The sequence below is a fragment of the Hyalangium minutum genome (assembly GCF_000737315.1).
Lineage (GTDB): Bacteria > Myxococcota > Myxococcia > Myxococcales > Myxococcaceae > Hyalangium > Hyalangium minutum.
Genome location: NZ_JMCB01000028.1, coordinates 228720 through 245118 on the forward strand (window position 1 = coordinate 228720; position 16399 = coordinate 245118).

Annotated in this window: 12 protein-coding genes; 8 read left to right on the top strand and 4 right to left on the bottom strand. The window is 68.2% G+C overall.

The features are described 5' to 3' along the window. Nucleotides 1–75: 75 nt before the first annotated feature. Genes DB31_RS41805 through DB31_RS41820 form a run of 4 tightly spaced genes read left to right on the top strand, consistent with a single transcriptional unit; the run spans nt 76 to nt 4930 of the window. The gene (locus tag DB31_RS41805) at nt 76–2316 is read left to right on the top strand and encodes a mucoidy inhibitor MuiA family protein (RefSeq protein WP_044198875.1); all 2241 of its coding nucleotides are present in this window, start codon (nt 76–78) and stop codon (nt 2314–2316) included. Between the two features lies 1 nt (nt 2317). Further along, nucleotides 2318–3949 (top strand): mucoidy inhibitor MuiA family protein, encoded by a 1632-nt coding sequence (locus tag DB31_RS41810; RefSeq protein WP_052420667.1) that lies wholly within the window; start codon nt 2318–2320, stop codon nt 3947–3949. A 36-nt stretch (nt 3950–3985) separates the two neighbouring features. Next, nucleotides 3986–4336 (top strand): hypothetical protein, encoded by a 351-nt coding sequence (locus DB31_RS41815; RefSeq protein WP_044198877.1) that lies wholly within the window; start codon nt 3986–3988, stop codon nt 4334–4336. Nucleotides 4337–4387: 51 nt separating this feature from the next. Then, nucleotides 4388–4930, top strand: coding sequence for a VOC family protein (locus DB31_RS41820; protein WP_063769311.1), 543 nt, complete (start codon nt 4388–4390; stop codon nt 4928–4930). Nucleotides 4931–4972: 42 nt separating this feature from the next. On the opposite strand, the gene DB31_RS41825 is transcribed toward DB31_RS41820, so the two are convergent. Beyond that, nucleotides 4973–5398 (bottom strand): Imm26 family immunity protein, encoded by a 426-nt coding sequence (locus DB31_RS41825; protein ID WP_240487234.1) that lies wholly within the window; start codon nt 5396–5398, stop codon nt 4973–4975. A gap of 32 nt (nt 5399–5430) precedes the next feature. After that, on the bottom strand, nt 5431–6459 hold the full coding sequence (locus DB31_RS49390) for a hypothetical protein (protein ID WP_044198880.1): 1029 nt from the start codon (nt 6457–6459) through the stop codon (nt 5431–5433). Nucleotides 6460–6854: 395 nt separating this feature from the next. On the opposite strand from DB31_RS49390, the gene DB31_RS41835 reads away from it, so the two are divergent. The 4 genes from DB31_RS41835 to DB31_RS48370 all read left to right on the top strand — a co-directional run bounded on the left by DB31_RS41835 (nt 6855) and on the right by DB31_RS48370 (nt 14432). Then, nucleotides 6855–7697 (top strand): serine/threonine-protein kinase, encoded by an 843-nt coding sequence (locus DB31_RS41835; protein ID WP_052420669.1) that lies wholly within the window; start codon nt 6855–6857, stop codon nt 7695–7697. A 182-nt stretch (nt 7698–7879) separates the two neighbouring features. After that, nucleotides 7880–9865 carry a CASTOR/POLLUX-related putative ion channel gene (locus tag DB31_RS41840; RefSeq protein ID WP_044198882.1) on the top strand — a complete coding sequence of 662 codons (1986 nt, stop codon included), beginning with the start codon at nt 7880–7882 and terminating at the stop codon, nt 9863–9865. Nucleotides 9866–10215: 350 nt separating this feature from the next. Further along, on the top strand, nt 10216–11397 hold the full coding sequence (locus DB31_RS41845; RefSeq protein WP_044198883.1) for a heparin lyase I family protein: 1182 nt from the start codon (nt 10216–10218) through the stop codon (nt 11395–11397). 197 nt (nt 11398–11594) lie between these two features. Then, entirely contained in the window at nt 11595–14432 is a 2838-nt protein-coding gene (locus tag DB31_RS48370; RefSeq protein ID WP_157232416.1) for a choice-of-anchor A family protein, read from the top strand. A 51-nt stretch (nt 14433–14483) separates the two neighbouring features. On the opposite strand, the gene DB31_RS41855 is transcribed toward DB31_RS48370, so the two are convergent. Beyond that, nucleotides 14484–14957, bottom strand: coding sequence for a TFIIB-type zinc ribbon-containing protein (locus DB31_RS41855; RefSeq protein WP_044198885.1), 474 nt, complete (start codon nt 14955–14957; stop codon nt 14484–14486). Between the two features lie 148 nt (nt 14958–15105). Next, nucleotides 15106–16399 (bottom strand): CARDB domain-containing protein (locus tag DB31_RS48375; RefSeq protein WP_276203692.1); only part of this gene is annotated, 1294 nt, incomplete at its 5' end.

The following is a 16399-nucleotide window of genomic DNA, read 5'->3' on the forward strand; positions in this document are numbered from 1 at the left end:
CTCCTCCCACGATGCGCCTTGCTCCCGCGCGCGGCTGCATTCTAGCGTTCACCGCCTCTGACTCCGGGAGCGCAAATGCCCGTCGTGGAATCCCGCATCGACACCGTGGTCGTCTACCAGCAGGGAGCGCGCATCACCCGCCGCCTCGTGCTGGACTGCCCTGACGGCAAGCCCCCCACGCAGCTCGAGATTCCCCAGCTCCCGCTCTCGCTCTTTGATCCCACCGTGCGCGTGCGAGTGCTCTCCACGGGCACACTGCAGGCGGACCTCTCCGCCACCCATGTGCGTGTCGGCCTGTGGATCCCTCCCCGGGAAGCGCCCCTGGAGACCGTGGACGAGGCCTCACTCCGCAAGCTGCGCCAGCAGGTGCGCACGGTCGAGAGCCAGCTCCAGGAACAGGAGTGGGAGATGTCCATCCTGGGCAGCGTCACCATTCCGCCGCGCCCCGAGCCCGAGGAGGGAAAGCCCCCGCCGCCCTCGCCTCTGGGTGCCCGCATGGCGCTGGAGCAGTTCTCCCATGACGGCGTACAGACCCGGCTCGCCGAGGCGCGGAAGCTCCGCGAGCAGCTCCGCAAGCTGAACGAGGAAGTGGCCGTCCTGGAGCAGAAGATCGCCCAGGCCTCCACCGCCCGCCAGGTGACCACCTCCGAGCTCTACAAGTCCGTGCACGTGCAGCTGCGCCACACCGGCGCCTCGCTCTCCCGCGCGGAGCTCTCCCTCGAGTACTTCATCCCCGGCGCCCGCTGGGCTCCCAGCTACCAGTGCCGGCTGAGCCGGGACTGCCGCGAGGTGGAGCTGGTGATGCGCGCGCTCATCGCCCAGCACTCGGGCGAGGACTGGCGCGGTGTGAAGCTGGTGCTCTCCACCGCCGCGCCCATGACGTGGACGGAGCTGCCCGAGCTGCCCTCCATTCGCATTGGCCGCGCGCAGCCTCCACCGTCCGCTCGCGCGGGGTTCCGTCCCGCTCCTCAGGGAGCCGGGGCGCTCTTCGCTGACTACGACCGCGACCGCATGAGCCTGCTGCACCGGCTGCCGTCGCCGTCGCCGTACGCCTTCCCCACCTTGGAGGCTCCCGCGGATCTGGACGACGCGCTCCTCTCCGCGAGCGTCCCCTCGCTTCCGGAACCTCGCAGGGACAAGGCTCGAAAAAAGAGCATGCGCCTCGAGCGGCGCCGGGCGGCCGATACCGGCGAGATGGATGATGAGGCGGAGATCAAAGAGTCCTCCGACGGTGCCATCTACGAGGAGGAGTCCTATGAGCAGGCAGTGCCTCCGCCGCCCCCCTCCATGGCCCCTGTCATGGCCGCGCCCGCTCCTGCGTCACGGAGCGCGCCGGCGCCCAAGTCCATCGCCGTGGGCGGACGCTCCTCCGCGCGACTCAGCGCGATGGCGGCAGGTCCAGGCGGAGGTGGCCCCTCGCAGGCTGAGTTGGAGGCGGTGGTCTTCACCCACCTGCGGCTCTCCTCGGCGGAAGATGCCGCCAATCGCAACCGGCTCCAGCCCGTGAACGCGCAGCGCTTCTACCTGGAGACGCTCTCTCGCTTCTCCGTCACGGTGTCCTTCGACGTGATGGCCGCGGTGGCGCACGCGGAGAACCGGGCCCGCGCCGTGGCCAACGCGCCGCTGCCCGGTGGAGCGGTGGATGCGCGCAGCATCGGAGGCTTCTTCGACTTCAGCTACGCGGCGGATGCCACCGTGGATGTGCCCTCGGACGGCGTGTTCCACTCCGTGGCCCTGGGCTCGCGCAGCGGCGGTGCCAGCGTCCTCTATGTGGCCGTCCCTCGCGAGGACACCAACGTCTACCGTCAGGCCCAGGTGACGAACCCGCTCGCCGCGCCCATGCTGGCCGGCCCCGCCGAGGTCTACGTCGGTGGCGAGTACGTGCTCTCCACCACGCTGCCCGCGGTGCCACCGCGTGGGGACTTCAAGCTGGGACTCGGCGTGGAGCAGGCCATCCGCTGCGCGCGCAACACGAAGTACCGCGAGGCCCGCAGCGGCACGAAGATCGTCGCCACCACGGAACTGTGGCACGACATCCTCATTGATCTGGCCAACAACCTGGACCGGGAGATCGTCTGCGAGGTGCGCGAGCGCATCCCCCAGCCTGCCGCGGAGGCCGAGGTCGTCGTCGAGGAGGGCACCGTCACCCCCGCCTGGGAGGCATACACCCAGGAGGAGCGCACCCAGCCGCTCGAAGGCGGGCGCCGCTGGCGCATCACCGTGCCCGCCAACAGCACGGCGAAGCTGGCAGCCCAGTACGTGGTGAAGCTGTACGCCAACAACGAGCTCAACGGCGGCAACCGCCGGGAGGCGTGACATGAGCACGGCCATCCAGATTTCCTCTCCCACCGGCGTGGAGCACTTCGATCCCCCGCTGCCCACGGGCACCACCGCCCTGGAGGCGCCCGTCCGCTCCGTCACGCTGCTGGAGGATCGCGCCCAGGTCACCCGCCGGGGCACGGTCCGCGTGAAGGCGGGACAGAACCGCATCGTCGTCCACGGCGTGGCGCCGGTGATCCAGGACGTCTCGCTGCGCGCGGAGGTCGTCACCGGCAAGGCCCGCGTGGCGGACGCCCGCATGCGCCGCAGCCTGCGCATCCGCACCGCGGACAAGCCCGAGGCCGCCCGCGCGCTCGAGGAGAAGATCGAGTCGCTGCAGCACGAGCGCCAGCAGGTGCTGGAGGACCAAGCCAACGCCCGCTCCCGCTTCGAGCGCATCCAGCAGATGCTCCACCTGGGCGCCGAGGAGATCCCGGAGGACGCGGGCTGGGGCATGGGCATGGCGGCCCAGTGGCAGGACTCTTTCGACGCGCTGTTCCGCAAGTCCCGCCAGCTGCGCGAGTCCATGCTCCAAGCCTCCTTCACCGCCGAGCGGCTCGCGGAGGAGATCAGTGTCGCGACCGTCCAGCGCCAGGCCATGGATCGCGTGGACCACCAAGTGGTGTCCTGGCTGGAGGCGGACGTGCTCGCCGACGCCGATGGCGAGGTGGAGGTCCGCATCGACTATGTGGTGCCGAACGCCCTCTGGCGCCCGCTGCACACCGCGCGCCTGCTGGGCCGCAGCCAGCTGCAGCTCACTTCCTCGGCCGCCGTGTGGCAGGCCACGGGCGAGGACTGGAAGGACGTGGAGCTGAAGTTCTCCACCGCGCGCTCCTCGCTGGGCACCGAGCCGCCCGTGCTGCACGCGGATCTGCTCACCGCGAAGAAGAAGAACGAGTCCGTGGTGGTGCAGGCCCGGCAGGTCCAAGTGCAGAAGGCCGGCCTGGGCAGCACGCCCTCCTCCGGTGGCAGCAGCAGCCCTGCGGCGCCCACCAGCGTGGATCTGCCCGGGGTGGACGATGGCGGAGAGACGCGCAACCTGAAGGCGCCCGGGAAAAGCACCATCCCCTCGGATGGGCGGCCCAACGTCATCCCGCTCTTCACTTTCGAGGGTGGTGCGGAGTCCGCGCTGGTCACATTCCCCGAGTTGGAGAACAAGGTGTTCCTGCGGGCGGTGGCGCGCAACACCTCGCCCAGCCCGGTGCTGGCGGGACCGGTGGAGCTGCTTCAGGACAACGGCTTCGTGGGATGGACCCAGACGCTCTTCGTGGCGCCCCAGGAGAAGTTCGAGCTGAGCTTCGGCCCGGACGACGCGCTGCGCGTGCGGCGCGAGGAGAAGAAGAGCTCCAAGCAGAACACCGTCAGCAAGTGGAACGAGTCCACCACGAACGTGAGCATCTATCTCTCCAACCTCTCGGGCGAGGCGCGCCACGTGGTGGTCACCGAGCGAATCCCCGTCTCCGAGATCGAACACGTGAAGGTCGAGCTGGACGAGGAGAAGAGCTCCAGCGGCTTCAAGCTGGACGACCACGGGTTCTGCACCTGGAAGGTCGACGTGCCGGCCAACGGGCACCTTGTCCTGCAGCTGCGGTTCAAGGTGTCCCTGGCGCCGGGCGTCCAGAGCGCCTGAGGCGGCAGCACTTCCTCCACGCACCGAGAGGTCTCCATGCGCGCTGTCCAGCTGCTCCCGCTGTTCCTGCTCGTGTCCGCGATCTCCTGCAGCACCCCGCAGGCTCAGGTGGATCCCTCCCAGCCACAGCCGCCGAAGACGACGCTGGAGGTGCGCAACCAGAAGCCGCTCGACTTCACGATGTACGTGGTGGATGGCACCCACCGCCTCCGCCTGGGACTGGTGCCAGGAATGAGCACCCGCACCTTCACCATCCCCCACCACCTGGTGAACGACCGGGGCTCGCTCCGCTTCCAGGCGGACACCATCGGCTCCGAGGCGGTGCTGACCACGGACGAGGAACTCGCGGTGCGCCCGGGCGATAGTGTCTCCCTGACCCTCCGGTAGTCCGTCACTCACCCACCCTGTTGGGTCAGATCTGTGCTAGAGAGGCAGCCCATGCTCGACCACATCATGCTGAGGGTGAAGGACTACGCTGAGTCCAAGCGCTTCTACGATGAGGTGCTGGGAACGCTGGGCTACAAGATGCTCATGGAGTTCCCAGAGGCCGGCGGCTACGGAGACGAGAAGCCGTACTTCTGGATTGGCGCGGCGCCGGATCCGCACCCGCGCGTCCACATCGCCTTCATGGCCAAGAGCCGCGCCCAGGTGGATGCGTTCCACGCCAAGGCGCTCGAGCTGGGCGCCAAGAGCGATGGCGCGCCGGGCCTCCGGCTGGAGTACCACCCGGACTACTACGCCGCTTTCGTCATCGACCCGAACGGCCACAACATCGAGGCCGTGATCCACACGCCAAACGAGCTGCCTCGCGTGGCCCAGGTCACCAAGGTCGCCAAGAAGGCCGCGACTAAGGCTGTGGGTGCGGCAAAGAAGGCCGCCAAGAAGGCCGTGGGTGCAGCGAAGAAGGCCGCCAAGAAGGCCGTGGGTGCGGCGAAGAAGGCCAGTGCCCGGAAGAAGGGTTCGGCCCAGCGCAAGCGGTAGTCCGCTCCTGGAAGCGGCCTCCCGCGCCGGATGGAAGCTCGCCTATTTCAGGCGCACCTTCAGGTGCTCCACCGAGGCGTTGGGTCGTCCCATGAAGGCGTCGAGCAGGCGCTCCTCGACGTTCTCCTCTTCCCACACGGCCAGGCGCTCCAGCCCGACACACTCTTGCGGCTCCGCGCTTCTCTCATGGCCGGCGGTGTCGAAGATCGTGCAGTCGCGAAAGTTCCCGATGTCCTGCATGAACTGAACGATGGGCTGAGAAAACTGCTCCTCCATCTCTCTCCACCCGATGAGCGTCCACCTCCTCTCTTCCAAGTGGCGGACCGAAATCTTGAAGAGGATGGGCTGGGCGGCGATGCGCTTCAGATCGGAATCCGGAGTCTCGGTTCTGTAACCGTAATAGGCGTCATGCGGCGGCTTCAGCACCCGGCCATAGCCAAAGGAGCCGTCGGCGAGGGGGACTCTCAAGAACGAGCCTGGCCTGTAGAGTCGCGGCATTTCTAGTACCCCGTGTATGGGTAAAGGAGACCCCACATCTGCGTGGCAACATCGTGGAACCGTCGGCCGCGTGGATTGTCTTTCGCCACACCTCGTACTGCATTCTCGGTCTGATAGGGCTCTCCGGTGTCAGAGCGAGCACCCCCGAGGGAATCCATCAACTGCTGCTCCCTCCCACGAATCCGCCAGTACGCGACGTCGTCGTATCTCTGGCCATAGTCAACGGCAGTCCCGGCATCGAATCGATCCACTTCCGCAGGTGAGAAAGCAGCCCCCCGAGGCTCCGTGTTCTCGTCCAGATGATGGTTCCTCTCTCGAAGAAGAACGGCCAGTGCTGCCTGAAACCGGAGGGACTCCGTGAGATCAACGACCATGCTGGTCCGCTCCGCGTAGTAGCGGTGGGTTGTCTTGTTGAGCTTCGAGTAGGTGACGTAGATGCGCCCCAGCCGTTTCCTGTCACGCTGGTCGGGCTCTGGCCTGGCCGCCGCGCCGGGAGGAGCCTGGGTTGGGTACTGACCTTGGACCCAGCCCTTCACATCGCCGAAGTGCGTGCCGTAGTACTCGTCCGCGATGTCGATGGGTGTCTCCTCCCCATGCGCGGCCGCACTGGCCGTCAGGCACACCAGGAGGCCGCTGCCGACCGCCGCCACCACCGCACCTCCCACCACCACCACCTCTCCCGCCGCGCCACCAGCCCGGGCCTCCAGCTCCGGGGCGCCTTCAGGCACCCACCGCAGCACTCCGCGGGGGACGCCATCGCCCAGTCCCTCGCCGGGCAGCCTTTCCAGGAGAGGCGCCGAGCGTGGCGCGAGTGGCTCTACGGGAACAGCCTCCGCTGGCGCCACCACCAGCACCACTCGCATCCCCGCTCGCGGGGCCGCCACCGCCTCCTTGCGCGCCCTGGCCGTACCGTCACCGAGCGGGACAGAGACACAGCGCTGGGGCTGCTCCGAGGTGCTGCGGATGCTCGGGGCCGTGCCGCTACACCCCACCAGCACCATGCACAGCAGCACCACCCACCCACGCGACACGCAGCGCCTCCAAGCGTTGGCTTCCTCCGACACGCTCCCGAGCTTACGAGCACGCCGTGCGATCCTGTCAACGAGGCACCCCAGAATGGAGGTCGAGACGACCCGTGGAAAGCGCGGGATGTCGAGCACGGCGGGCAAGAGCATCCGGGCCCACTGCAGTTCTTCAAGTCCTCGTCGATTCGAGGCGTTACCTCGCCCGACGAGCCGCAGTCACGCGGATCAGTGGCACGCATCTCCGGGAGATTGCTTTTATAACGACCACTGACGCTCGCTTCCTCCAGGCGAGAGGGCCTGTTCAACTCGGTGTCAATACGGGGCACGGCGCACTCATACGCTTCACCAGTATTCGTGCCACCACTGAGTTCGAGTTTCGCAGACCTGGCCCTGCGGATGATGTGTTCGCCCTGGGCGTCACCGCCTGCGTGCTCGCCACCGGCAAGTACCCGGAGATGGGCGACCTCCAGACGGATGCGCAGGGCCACGGGTACCTGGATTCGCTGAGGCTGCCTCGGGCCTTGTTCTCGGCCCGGGTGGAGCCGCCGCTGCGCGAGCTCATTCTGCACATGCTCGCCATCCGCCCCGAGGAGCGCATCACCGCCGCCGAGCTGGCACCTGCTCTGGAGCGCGCCGCTGACTCGCTCCGCTCGCCATCCCCTGCTGCCTCCGCCGCCCCTTCCGCCCAGCCTGCGCAGCCCGCGCGCCGCCACCGCCTGGCCTGCGCAGCCACCTCTGGAGCGTTCCTCGCCAGGGCGGCGGGAGTGGCCCTGCTGCTCCTGCTGGGAGTTCGCGATGGTGCTGGGCCTGCTCCAGACGCCGAGCCCCTCGCCGCTGGCGCGAGCCCGTCCGAGGGTGCGCCCGCGGGCCTTGGCGAGACGGCGGCTTCCGCCGCACCCACCGCTCACCCTCCCTCCTCCTCCCAGCCCGTGTCCGCAGACACGCTTCCCGAGCCCTACGAGGGACAGGCCCAGCCCGACAAGAAGGGCCGATGCCCCCATCCCCGGCAAGTCGTCCTCAACGGAGCCTGCTGGATACGCATGGGCGTCAGCCGGGAAGAGTGCGATGCGTGGCTCACGGGCCACATGTACCAGGGCGCCTGCTACGTGCCGATCTTCGCCCCCGGCGCCCCTCCCTTGCATCCTGAACTGGACCTTCTGCAGAGAAGCCGAGCCACCTTCCGGCAGCTGCGACTGGGGGCGACGTGCTGGGAGCCCCACGAGCGTGACTGTTCGGAAAGGTAGGGACTTTTGAAGCGCAAAACCCCCGACCTTTCCGAACAGGCGGCCGCTCCGGTCTCTTCGACGGCGCATCAGGGAACTCCCGGGACGCATCTAGAGGCCAAGGCTTCGCCTGCTGGCTCTACCTCAACACCCTCTGAGGGGTCTGGGCCCCTCCCCTACGCCAGTGCTAACCTGAGCACCTCATGCAGGCCTCACTGCTGCGGCGGGCCGGACGCGCGGGGCGCGCGTGGCTCATCTACCGGCTGGATCAGCTGCTCACCTATCCCCCGCTGGTGCAGGTGGCCGTGCTGCTGCTGCTCACGGCCATTCTCATCTCGGCCTTCGCGGTACTGGCGCTCGCTGTGCACCCGGGCGACGCGCAGTTCCCCGGCGCCTCGGAAGCCCTGTGGTGGTCCGTCACCCACTTCCTGGATGGCGGCACCATGGCGGGAGACCCCATCCGCCTGCGGGTGCTGGCACTGGGCGCCACAGGCACAGGCATCCTCGCGCTGTCGCTGCTGACCGCAGCGCTGGCCTCGAAGATGGGCGAGCGCATCACCGACATGCGCTCGGGCCTCAACCCCGTCGTCGAGCGGGGCCACGTGCTGTGCCTCGGCTACGCGCCCAACGTGGCGCTCGTGGCGCGGGAGCTCGCCCGCTCGGGACAGCGCTGCACGCTGGTGGTGCTGGCCCCCGAGGACAAGGACCGCATTGACGCGGCGCTGAGGCCCGCTCGCCAGGTGCCGGGCCACCGGCTGCGCACGGTGGTGCGCACGGGAGATCCTCGCAACGAGCAGGCGCTGCTGCGAGTCGCCGCGCCCTCGGCCCGGGCGGTCATCGTCACGCCTCCGGCGACGCTCTCGGATGACGACTCCGTGCAGTGGACGCTGTCCACGCTGCTGGCCATGCGCCGCGTGGCAGAGACGGGCTTCGAGGGGCGGGTCATCGTCGAGGCCCGCCACACCGAGGCACGGGAGCTGCTCTCGCTGGCGGGCGAGCCGGGCGTAGCGGGCGAGGGACAGCTCGCGATGGACATCATCGCGGCGGACGAGGTGGTGGCCAGCATCCTCGCCGCGAGCACCCGGCAGGACGGCATCTACTTCGTGCTGCGGCACCTGCTCGCGTTCGATGGCTGCGAGTTCTACATCGAGCCCCTTCCCGACTCCCTGGTGGGGCAGAGCTTCGACGAGGTGCATGCCCGGGTGCACGACGCCATCCTCGTCGGCGTGCGCACCGAAGCGGGAGAGATGATCCTGTGCCCGGCGCCCGCGAGTCCCCGGAAGCTGGCGCGGGGAGACCGGCTCATCCTGCTGGCCTCGGGCTTCGGCCGGTGGCGCCTGGGGAGCGAGCTGCCCTCCTCCCAGTTGCCCGCGCACAGCGCCGTGCCCGACCCCACGCCCCAACACGTCAGCATCGTGGGCTTCAACTCCACGCTGCCCCACCTGCTGCGAGAGCTGAGCGCCATCCTGCCCACGGGCTCCCGGGTGCAGGTCGTCGCGGGCGAGAACTCCCCTCGCGCCCTGCCAATGGTGGAGGACCTGAGCCAGAAGGAGAGTGCCATCCAGCTCTCGTGTGACACCCGCCCGGCCGCGCCGCTCATGCACCGGGGACAGCACGAGATGTGCCGCGCGGACGCAGTGGTCATCCTGGGCAACGAGGATCCCCATGACGAGAACGGAGACGCGAGCGCCCTGGCCATGCTGCTGCGGCTGCGCCATGGCCAGAAGGTGAGCGGCCACCGGGCCCGGCGCGTGGTCACGGAAGTGAGAGACCCCCGCTCCGCCCTGCACATCGCGCCTCGGCGCGGGGACTGCGTGGTGTCCAGCGGCGTGGTGGCGATGCTGCTGGCGCAGGTGGTGCTGGATCCTGATGTGGCGCCCGTCTACCGGGAGCTGCTGTCTCCCCGAGGCGTCGCGGTGCGCCTTCGCCCGCGCCGGGTCTATGTCTCCGCAGGCTCGGCCACCTTCGACCAGGTGCTGGCGAACGCGAGGGCCCGAGGGGAGATTGCGCTGGGCTTCTATCCGGATCCGCGCAGCCACGGGCAGGCGCAGGCTCGCCAGCGGTTGGAGGAAGGCGACGTGGAGCTGGGCGAGGATGCGTGGCTGAACCCTCCTTGGGACACACGGGTGCCGGACACCGAGGACGCCCAAGTGGTGGTGCTGGCCCACGAGCGTGACACGCCAAGCTGAGCGCCCATTCGCGGGCCTGAGCGGGCCTTCACGAAACCGCGGGCCTGAGACATGTATTCACCTGCGGCAATTGCTCGCCTGCCCTTCGGCCTGGCTTGAAGGGGGGATGTGTTGAGTTCGAAATAAATATGTCATCAATGCTCTTTTTGGGCGCGCGCAGCGCGCCGCAATTCCGCGGCCCCGTCACCCTGAGAAGAGCGCCTCAAAACACCTACAGCCACCCCTGAAGCAGGGGCTTCGGCCCTGAGCCCGGGGAGCGGCTGTCCCTGACCCCTCGCACCGCAGTCTTCGCCAGTTCTGCGTCTGCGCGGTCTGGCACTCCACCTGTCTGTCTTTTTCCCAGAGAGAACATGAAGAACGTTTTTCTGTTGGTTGGAACCTTGCTCACCATCGGCACCGTGGCCTGCGGCCCGCAGGACCCTCTCTCCGATGAAGTTCCAGGACTCCTGACCTCCACCGAGAGCGAGCTGTCTGCGTCCAACTGCACGCAGCTCACCCCCACCTCGGTGATCGTCTCTGGCAGTGAGTCCAGCAACCCGGGAACCAACGCCCTGGACAACAACCTGGACACCCGCTGGAGCAACCTCGGCAAGGGCTCCTTCATCGACTTCGACCTGGGCTCGGAGAAGTCGGTGTCGGGTGCGGCCATCGCCTGGCACCTGGGCACCACGCAGATCAACAACTTCCTCCTCCAGACGACGCTGGACGGCATCAACTACACCCAGGTCTACAGCGGGCGGAACAGCGCCACCCTGGCGGCGGAGACCTATACGTTCCCCGCGCGCACCGCGCGCCGCCTGCGCATCAGCGTGCTGGGTAACAACCTGAACAACTGGGCCAGCATCGCCGAGGCCCGTCCGTGCGCGGGCTCGGTGAGCACTCCACCCGCTGCCTCAGTGGTGTGGCGCGGCGACTTCGAGACGGGCAACCTCACGCAGTGGACCCGGGAGCAAGAGGTGAGCGCGGACCGGCTGCAGATCGTCACTTCGCCGGTGCGCCAGGGCGGCTATGCGCTCAAGGCCACCGTGAAGCAGGGAGATGATCCCATCGACGCCAGCGGCAACCGCAACGAGATGGTGCGCCTGACGTACGAGCCGGCGAACTCCGAGTACTACTACCGCTGGAGCACGATGTTCCCGTCGGACTTCCCGTCCCCGGCCACCTGGCAGCTCTTCACCCAGTGGCACCACACGGGCAGCAGCGGCTCGCCGCCGGTGGAGTTTGCCGTCAACAACGGCAACATCATCCTCTACTGCCGCAGCACCGAAGTGTGGCGCACCCCGCTGGTGCGCGGCGTGTGGAACGACTTCGTCTTCCACGTGAAGTGGTCGCCCAGCTCGAGCACCGGCTTCGTGGAGCTCTACCACCAGGGCCGGCTCGTGCTGCCCAAGCGCTACTGCGCCACCCAGTTCTCCGGACAGGTCAACTACCTGAAGGTGGGCCTGTACCGGAACTCCAGCATCAGCCAGACGGGCGTGGTGTACCACGACAACTGGCTCATGGGCCGCTCGCTGTCGGATGTGATGCCGTAGCCACGCTGCACTTTTCGAATGTAGAGGAGGCTCCCCCTCACAGTGAGGGGGAGCATTCCCGAAGGACCTGAGTTCCCCGCGAATCTTTCCTCGGAATCCAGCCTATCCAGGATGGAACGCACGTTGCTGCGGAGGCGCCGCGCATTGCGTCCACGGCGGCCCTCTCCGCCGCGTTCATCCTCGAAAGGTTTTCTCCGATGAGACTGCAATCCGTAGGGAACTCCCTCTGGGTCTGCGCTGCGCTGGCCGTCATGGCCTGCAGCGAGGCTCCCGCCGAGCACACATCCGCGCCCCTGAGTACGGCCCAGCAGGCGGTCAACAGCACGAACAGGGTGTTGATCCTCGGCAGCAGCGTCACGGGCGGGCTCCAGAGCCGCGAGGCCCGCGCGGTCGCTGAGCAGGATCCCTCCGCGGCCATCGAGGTGGTGACGCCGGCTCAGTGGCGGGCGATGACGGGCGAGCAGTTCATGTCGTACCGCGCGCTGATCATCGGAGATGGGGCGTGCCAGAGCGGCACGGCCGCGTTCCAGGCCGCGGTGGATACGCGGGACACGTGGGGCGACATCGTCGATGGCACCGTGGCCCTGCTCGCCACGGATCCGTCTCACAACGGCACGCCGCAGCTGGTGGAGAACGCGATCGCGTTCGTCCTCAACTCGGTGCAGTACCGCACCGGCATGTACATCGCGCTGGGCTGCGCGTACCAGAACACGACGGCGCCGGTGGCGGTGACGCTGCTGGAGCCGTTCGGCCACTTCTCCGCGCAGGGCGTGCCGGGCTGCGCCCAGTCGGCCCACATGTTCCAGATGTACCCGGATCTGCTCTCGCGCGAACTGCCGGACGGGCTGCTGCCGGGCAATGGCGGGTGCGCGGCGCGCTCGGTGTTCACGCAGTACCCGGAGCAGAACTTCTCGCTGGCGGCGATAGCACTGAGCACGCCGGAGAAAACGATGCCCGGCCAGAAGACCTACTCGGACGTGCTCGTGGTTCCGGGAGAGCAGACGCCCATGGCGAGCACGCCGTACGTCCTGCTCCGGGGCGCTTCGCCCCAAGCCATCGGCTGTGGCCTCGACGAGACGCCGGAGGGCGAGGAGTGCGACCTGGGCGACTACATGAACGGCCAGGCCGCGTTTCCGGGACAGTCTGCGGAGGACACGTGCTCCTTCTCGTGCCGCCAGCACTGGTGCGGCGACGGCGTGGTGGACCGGAATCTTGGAGAGGAGTGCGACCTGGGCGTGGGCAACGGCCGCAAGGGGGATGCTGCGGGCAGCATCGGCGCCTGCACGGCGTCCTGCCAGATCCCCACCACCTCCGCGCCGCCCAGCCACCCGCCCACCGCGCTCTGCAAGAACGTGACGATGGCGGCCGAGTACACCTGCGGCGCGTCCGTGAGCATCGACAGCGGCTCCTATGACGCGGACAATGACCTGACGGGCTGCATCCAGAGCCCGGCGGGCCCGTACGGCATCGGCAACACGACGGTGAGCCTGTCCTGCACGGACCTGGCGGGCCAGACGTCCTCATGCACGGGCGTGGTGACGGTGTTGGACCGCGGGGCGCCGGTGGTGACGCTCAGCGGCGCCGCGAACCAGACGTTGGAGTGCGTCGCGGGTGGCACGTACACGGATCCGGGCACCAGCGCGAGCGACCTGTGCGAGGGCAACAAGACCGTCACGCGCACGGGCTCGGTGCAGATGGGCACGCCCGGCACCTACTCGCTGAGCTATGTGGCGGCGGACTCGGCGGGGAACACCTCGGCGCCGGTGACGCGCACGGTGACCGTGAACGACACGCTGCCGCCCACGCTGTCCCTCAGCGGACTGGCCAACATGGCGCTGGAGTGCGGCACGGCGTACACCGAGCCCGGGGCCACGGCGGCTGATCAGTGCGCGAGCAACCTGACCGGCGCCATCGTGAAGACCGGCACGGTGAACACAGCGGCCCCTGGCAGCTACGTGCTTCGCTACAACGTGAAGGATCCCTCGAACCTCTCCGCGCCCGAGGCGAGCCGCGTGGTCACCGTGAGGGACACGCTGCCTCCCACGCTGACGCTCAACGGTCCGTCGAGCGTGACCCTGGCGTGCGGCGCGTCCTACACGGATCCAGGCGCCACGGCGAATGACACGTGCGCCAAGGACCTGACCTCGAGCATCACCGTCACCAGCAACCTCGACCGCAACCGGGCGGGCCAGTACACCACCACGTTCCGAGTGGCGGACCCTTCGGGGAACGTGAAAACGGCGGTACGGCAGCTCACGGTGGGGCCGTGCGCCACGTGCATCAACCTGCGCCTGGGTGAGTACACGCTGTTCCTGGACGGGGATTACAACCTGGGCACAGACGTGGAGGGCAAGGTGGCGGCGGCGGGCAACATCACCATGAACAACTTCTCGGTGGGCCACCGGCTGCCGGCCAACAATATTTCCAATGCGCTGGTGGCGGGCGGCAACCTGAAGCTCACCAACGGCGGCGTGTGGGGCGATGCCCGGTACGGAGGCACCTTCAGCGCCGACACCACGGTGGTGTACCCGCGCGGCACGAGGGCACAGGGGACGCCGATCGACTTCGCGGCGCGGTGGACGGAGCTGCGCACCCAGTCCTCGCAGCTGGCGGCCCTGACGGTCAACGGCACCACCCGGCGCGAGAACTGGGGCGGCGTCATGATGCGTGGCACGAACCCGAGCCTGAACGTCTTCGACGTGTCCGCCAGCGCCTTCAATGGAGCGGTGATGTGGTCCATCGAGGCGCCCGCGGGCTCGCTGGTGGTGGTGAACATCCGCGGTACCCCGCCGACGTTCCGGGGCTTCGGCATCTCGTTTGCCGGCGGCATCGCCTCGAATGCCGTGCTCTACAACTTCGTGGATGCGACCAGCATCAGCGCCACGGGCTTCGGCTTCATGGGAACGGTGCTGGCGCCCTACGCGAACGTCAACTTCACCGAAGGCGCCTGGGAGGGCGGCCTGTACGCGAAGTCGCTCACGGGCAACGCCGAGGGCCACATCAACCCGCTCACCCAGCGGGACATCTGCCCGTAGCCGCGGGTTCGATGGCCTCCGCTTCCCAGCGGACCTCCACCGCTCCTGGCCCTAGGAGAGCTGGAGATGGCAGTGCGGGCACCGGTTGATGATGAAATCGGTGCCGAGCCTGCTGCCCGTTGCCAGCCCCTCCCCGCAGGCAGGACACCGCAAGAGCAAGACTTTCCCGATAAGGAGGGCCAGCATTCCGAAGACCGAAGCGCAGAAGCCGAACTCCCGCCAGTAGAGCCCGAGGAACTCGAACAGAGCGTTGTCGCGCTTGCCCTCCGCGCCCAGGTACAGGACGAGCAGTCCGGAGCCGATGGCCGGATAGGAGAGGAGCCGGTGGAGCCACCGTCGCCTGGCGAAGCTCTGGCGGAAGGCCTTGAGCGAAGCCGCCGAGGCCTTGATCAGGGGCTGACGGGGCGGCTGCGCACTCGCCGGAGGCACCGGCATTCCACGAGCCTTCACGCGCTTGATCAGGAAGATCAGGGCAACGAAGAAGAGACCAACGAGCAGCGGCAGGACATCAAAGAGCTTGTTCATGGCGGTGGGGGATGAGCCCCGAAAGAATAGCCCTCATGGCCCGCGCGTTCCGCGCCGAGTCGTTGCGCTCGATCATCTGAAGAGCGGAGCAGCGGCATGAGGGGTAGCAGCCCCCCTCTGAGAGACCGCCGCTCCGCGCCCCGTCCGCTCAGGGCGTGATGGAGACGAGCGTGCCAACCTTGATGTTGTTGTCGTCGATCAGCTCGGGCTGGTTGTTGATCGGGTCCACCACGGCACCCAGGGAGTACGCGCCCGCCGACGGCACGGACGCGCTGCCCGACACCGTCAACGTCTGGCACTGCCCCGGGTTCAGATACGGCGTGCCGACGTAGCCCACAAAGGAGTCCGGCGAAGGCCCTGTGGGACCGTTCGGCGTGATGGTGGTGTCCGCCGACAGGTACACCTCGACGGGCGCGCCGCCTGCCTGCGTACCCTGGTTGCACACCACCACCGTCGCCGTGAGCTGCTGACCGGGCGTGGCACTCACTGGCCCCGTCACCGACGACACCACGAAGTCCGGCTTGTAGCCGATACCCAGCCGCGCGCCCGTCTTGGCGTTGTTGTCCTCGAGCAGCTCGACCGTGCCGTTGGGCGGATCCACATAGGCACCCAAGTAGTAAGCACCCTCGGAGGGCACCGAGGCCGGGCCCTGCACCGTCAGCGTCTGGCACTGCCCCGGGTTCAGATACGGCGTGCCGACGTAGCCCACAAAGGAGTCCGGCGAAGGCCCTGTGGGACCGTTCGGCGTGATGGTGCTGTCCGCCGACAGGTACACCTCGACAGGCGCGCCGCCTGCCTGCGTACCCTGGTTGCACACCACCACCGTCGCCGTGAGCGTCTGGCCCATCCTCACGCTGCTCGCGCTCGTCACCGACGACACCACGAAGTCCGGCTTGTAGCCGATACCCAGCCGCGCGCCCGTCTTGGCGTTGTTGTCCTCGAGCAGCTCGACCGTGCCGTTGGGCGGATCCACGTAGGCGCCCAGGTAATAAGTCCCCTCAGAGGGCACCGAGGCCGAGCCCTGGACCGTCAGCGCCTGACACTGCCCCGGATTCAGATACGGCGTGCCGACGTAGCCTACAAAGGAGTCCGGCGAAGGCCCTGTGGGACCGTTCGGCGTGATGGTGGTGTCCGCCGACAGGTACACCTCGACGGGCGCGCCGCCTGCCTGCGTGCCTTGGTTGCACACCACCACCGTCGCCGTGAGCTGCTGCCCAGGCGTGGCGCTCACCGGCCCCGTCACCGACGACACCACGAAGTCCGGCTTGTAGCCGATGCCAATGCGCGCGCCCGTCTTGGCGTTGTTGTTCTCGAGCAGCTCGGCCGTGCCGTTGGGCGGATCCACGTACGCACCCAAGTAGTAAGCACCCTCGGAGGGCACCGAGGCCGGGCCCTGCACCGTCAGCGTCTGGCACTGCCCCGGGTTCAGATACGGCGTGCCG

Excerpts from the sequence above, each read along its gene's own strand:
- DB31_RS41815 (WP_044198877.1), top strand. The coding sequence starts at position 3,986 with ATGCGCGCTGTCCAGCTGCTCCCGCTGTTCCTGCTCGTGTCCGCGATC.
- DB31_RS41845 (WP_044198883.1), top strand. The coding sequence starts at position 10,216 with ATGAAGAACGTTTTTCTGTTGGTTGGAACCTTGCTCACCATCGGCACC.
- DB31_RS48370 (WP_157232416.1), top strand. The coding sequence starts at position 11,595 with ATGAGACTGCAATCCGTAGGGAACTCCCTCTGGGTCTGCGCTGCGCTG.
- DB31_RS41840 (WP_044198882.1), top strand. The coding sequence starts at position 7,880 with ATGCAGGCCTCACTGCTGCGGCGGGCCGGACGCGCGGGGCGCGCGTGG.
- DB31_RS41810 (WP_052420667.1), top strand. The coding sequence starts at position 2,318 with ATGAGCACGGCCATCCAGATTTCCTCTCCCACCGGCGTGGAGCACTTC.
- DB31_RS41855 (WP_044198885.1), bottom strand. The coding sequence starts at position 14,957 with ATGAACAAGCTCTTTGATGTCCTGCCGCTGCTCGTTGGTCTCTTCTTC.
- DB31_RS41805 (WP_044198875.1), top strand. The coding sequence starts at position 76 with ATGCCCGTCGTGGAATCCCGCATCGACACCGTGGTCGTCTACCAGCAG.
- DB31_RS41820 (WP_063769311.1), top strand. The coding sequence starts at position 4,388 with ATGCTCGACCACATCATGCTGAGGGTGAAGGACTACGCTGAGTCCAAG.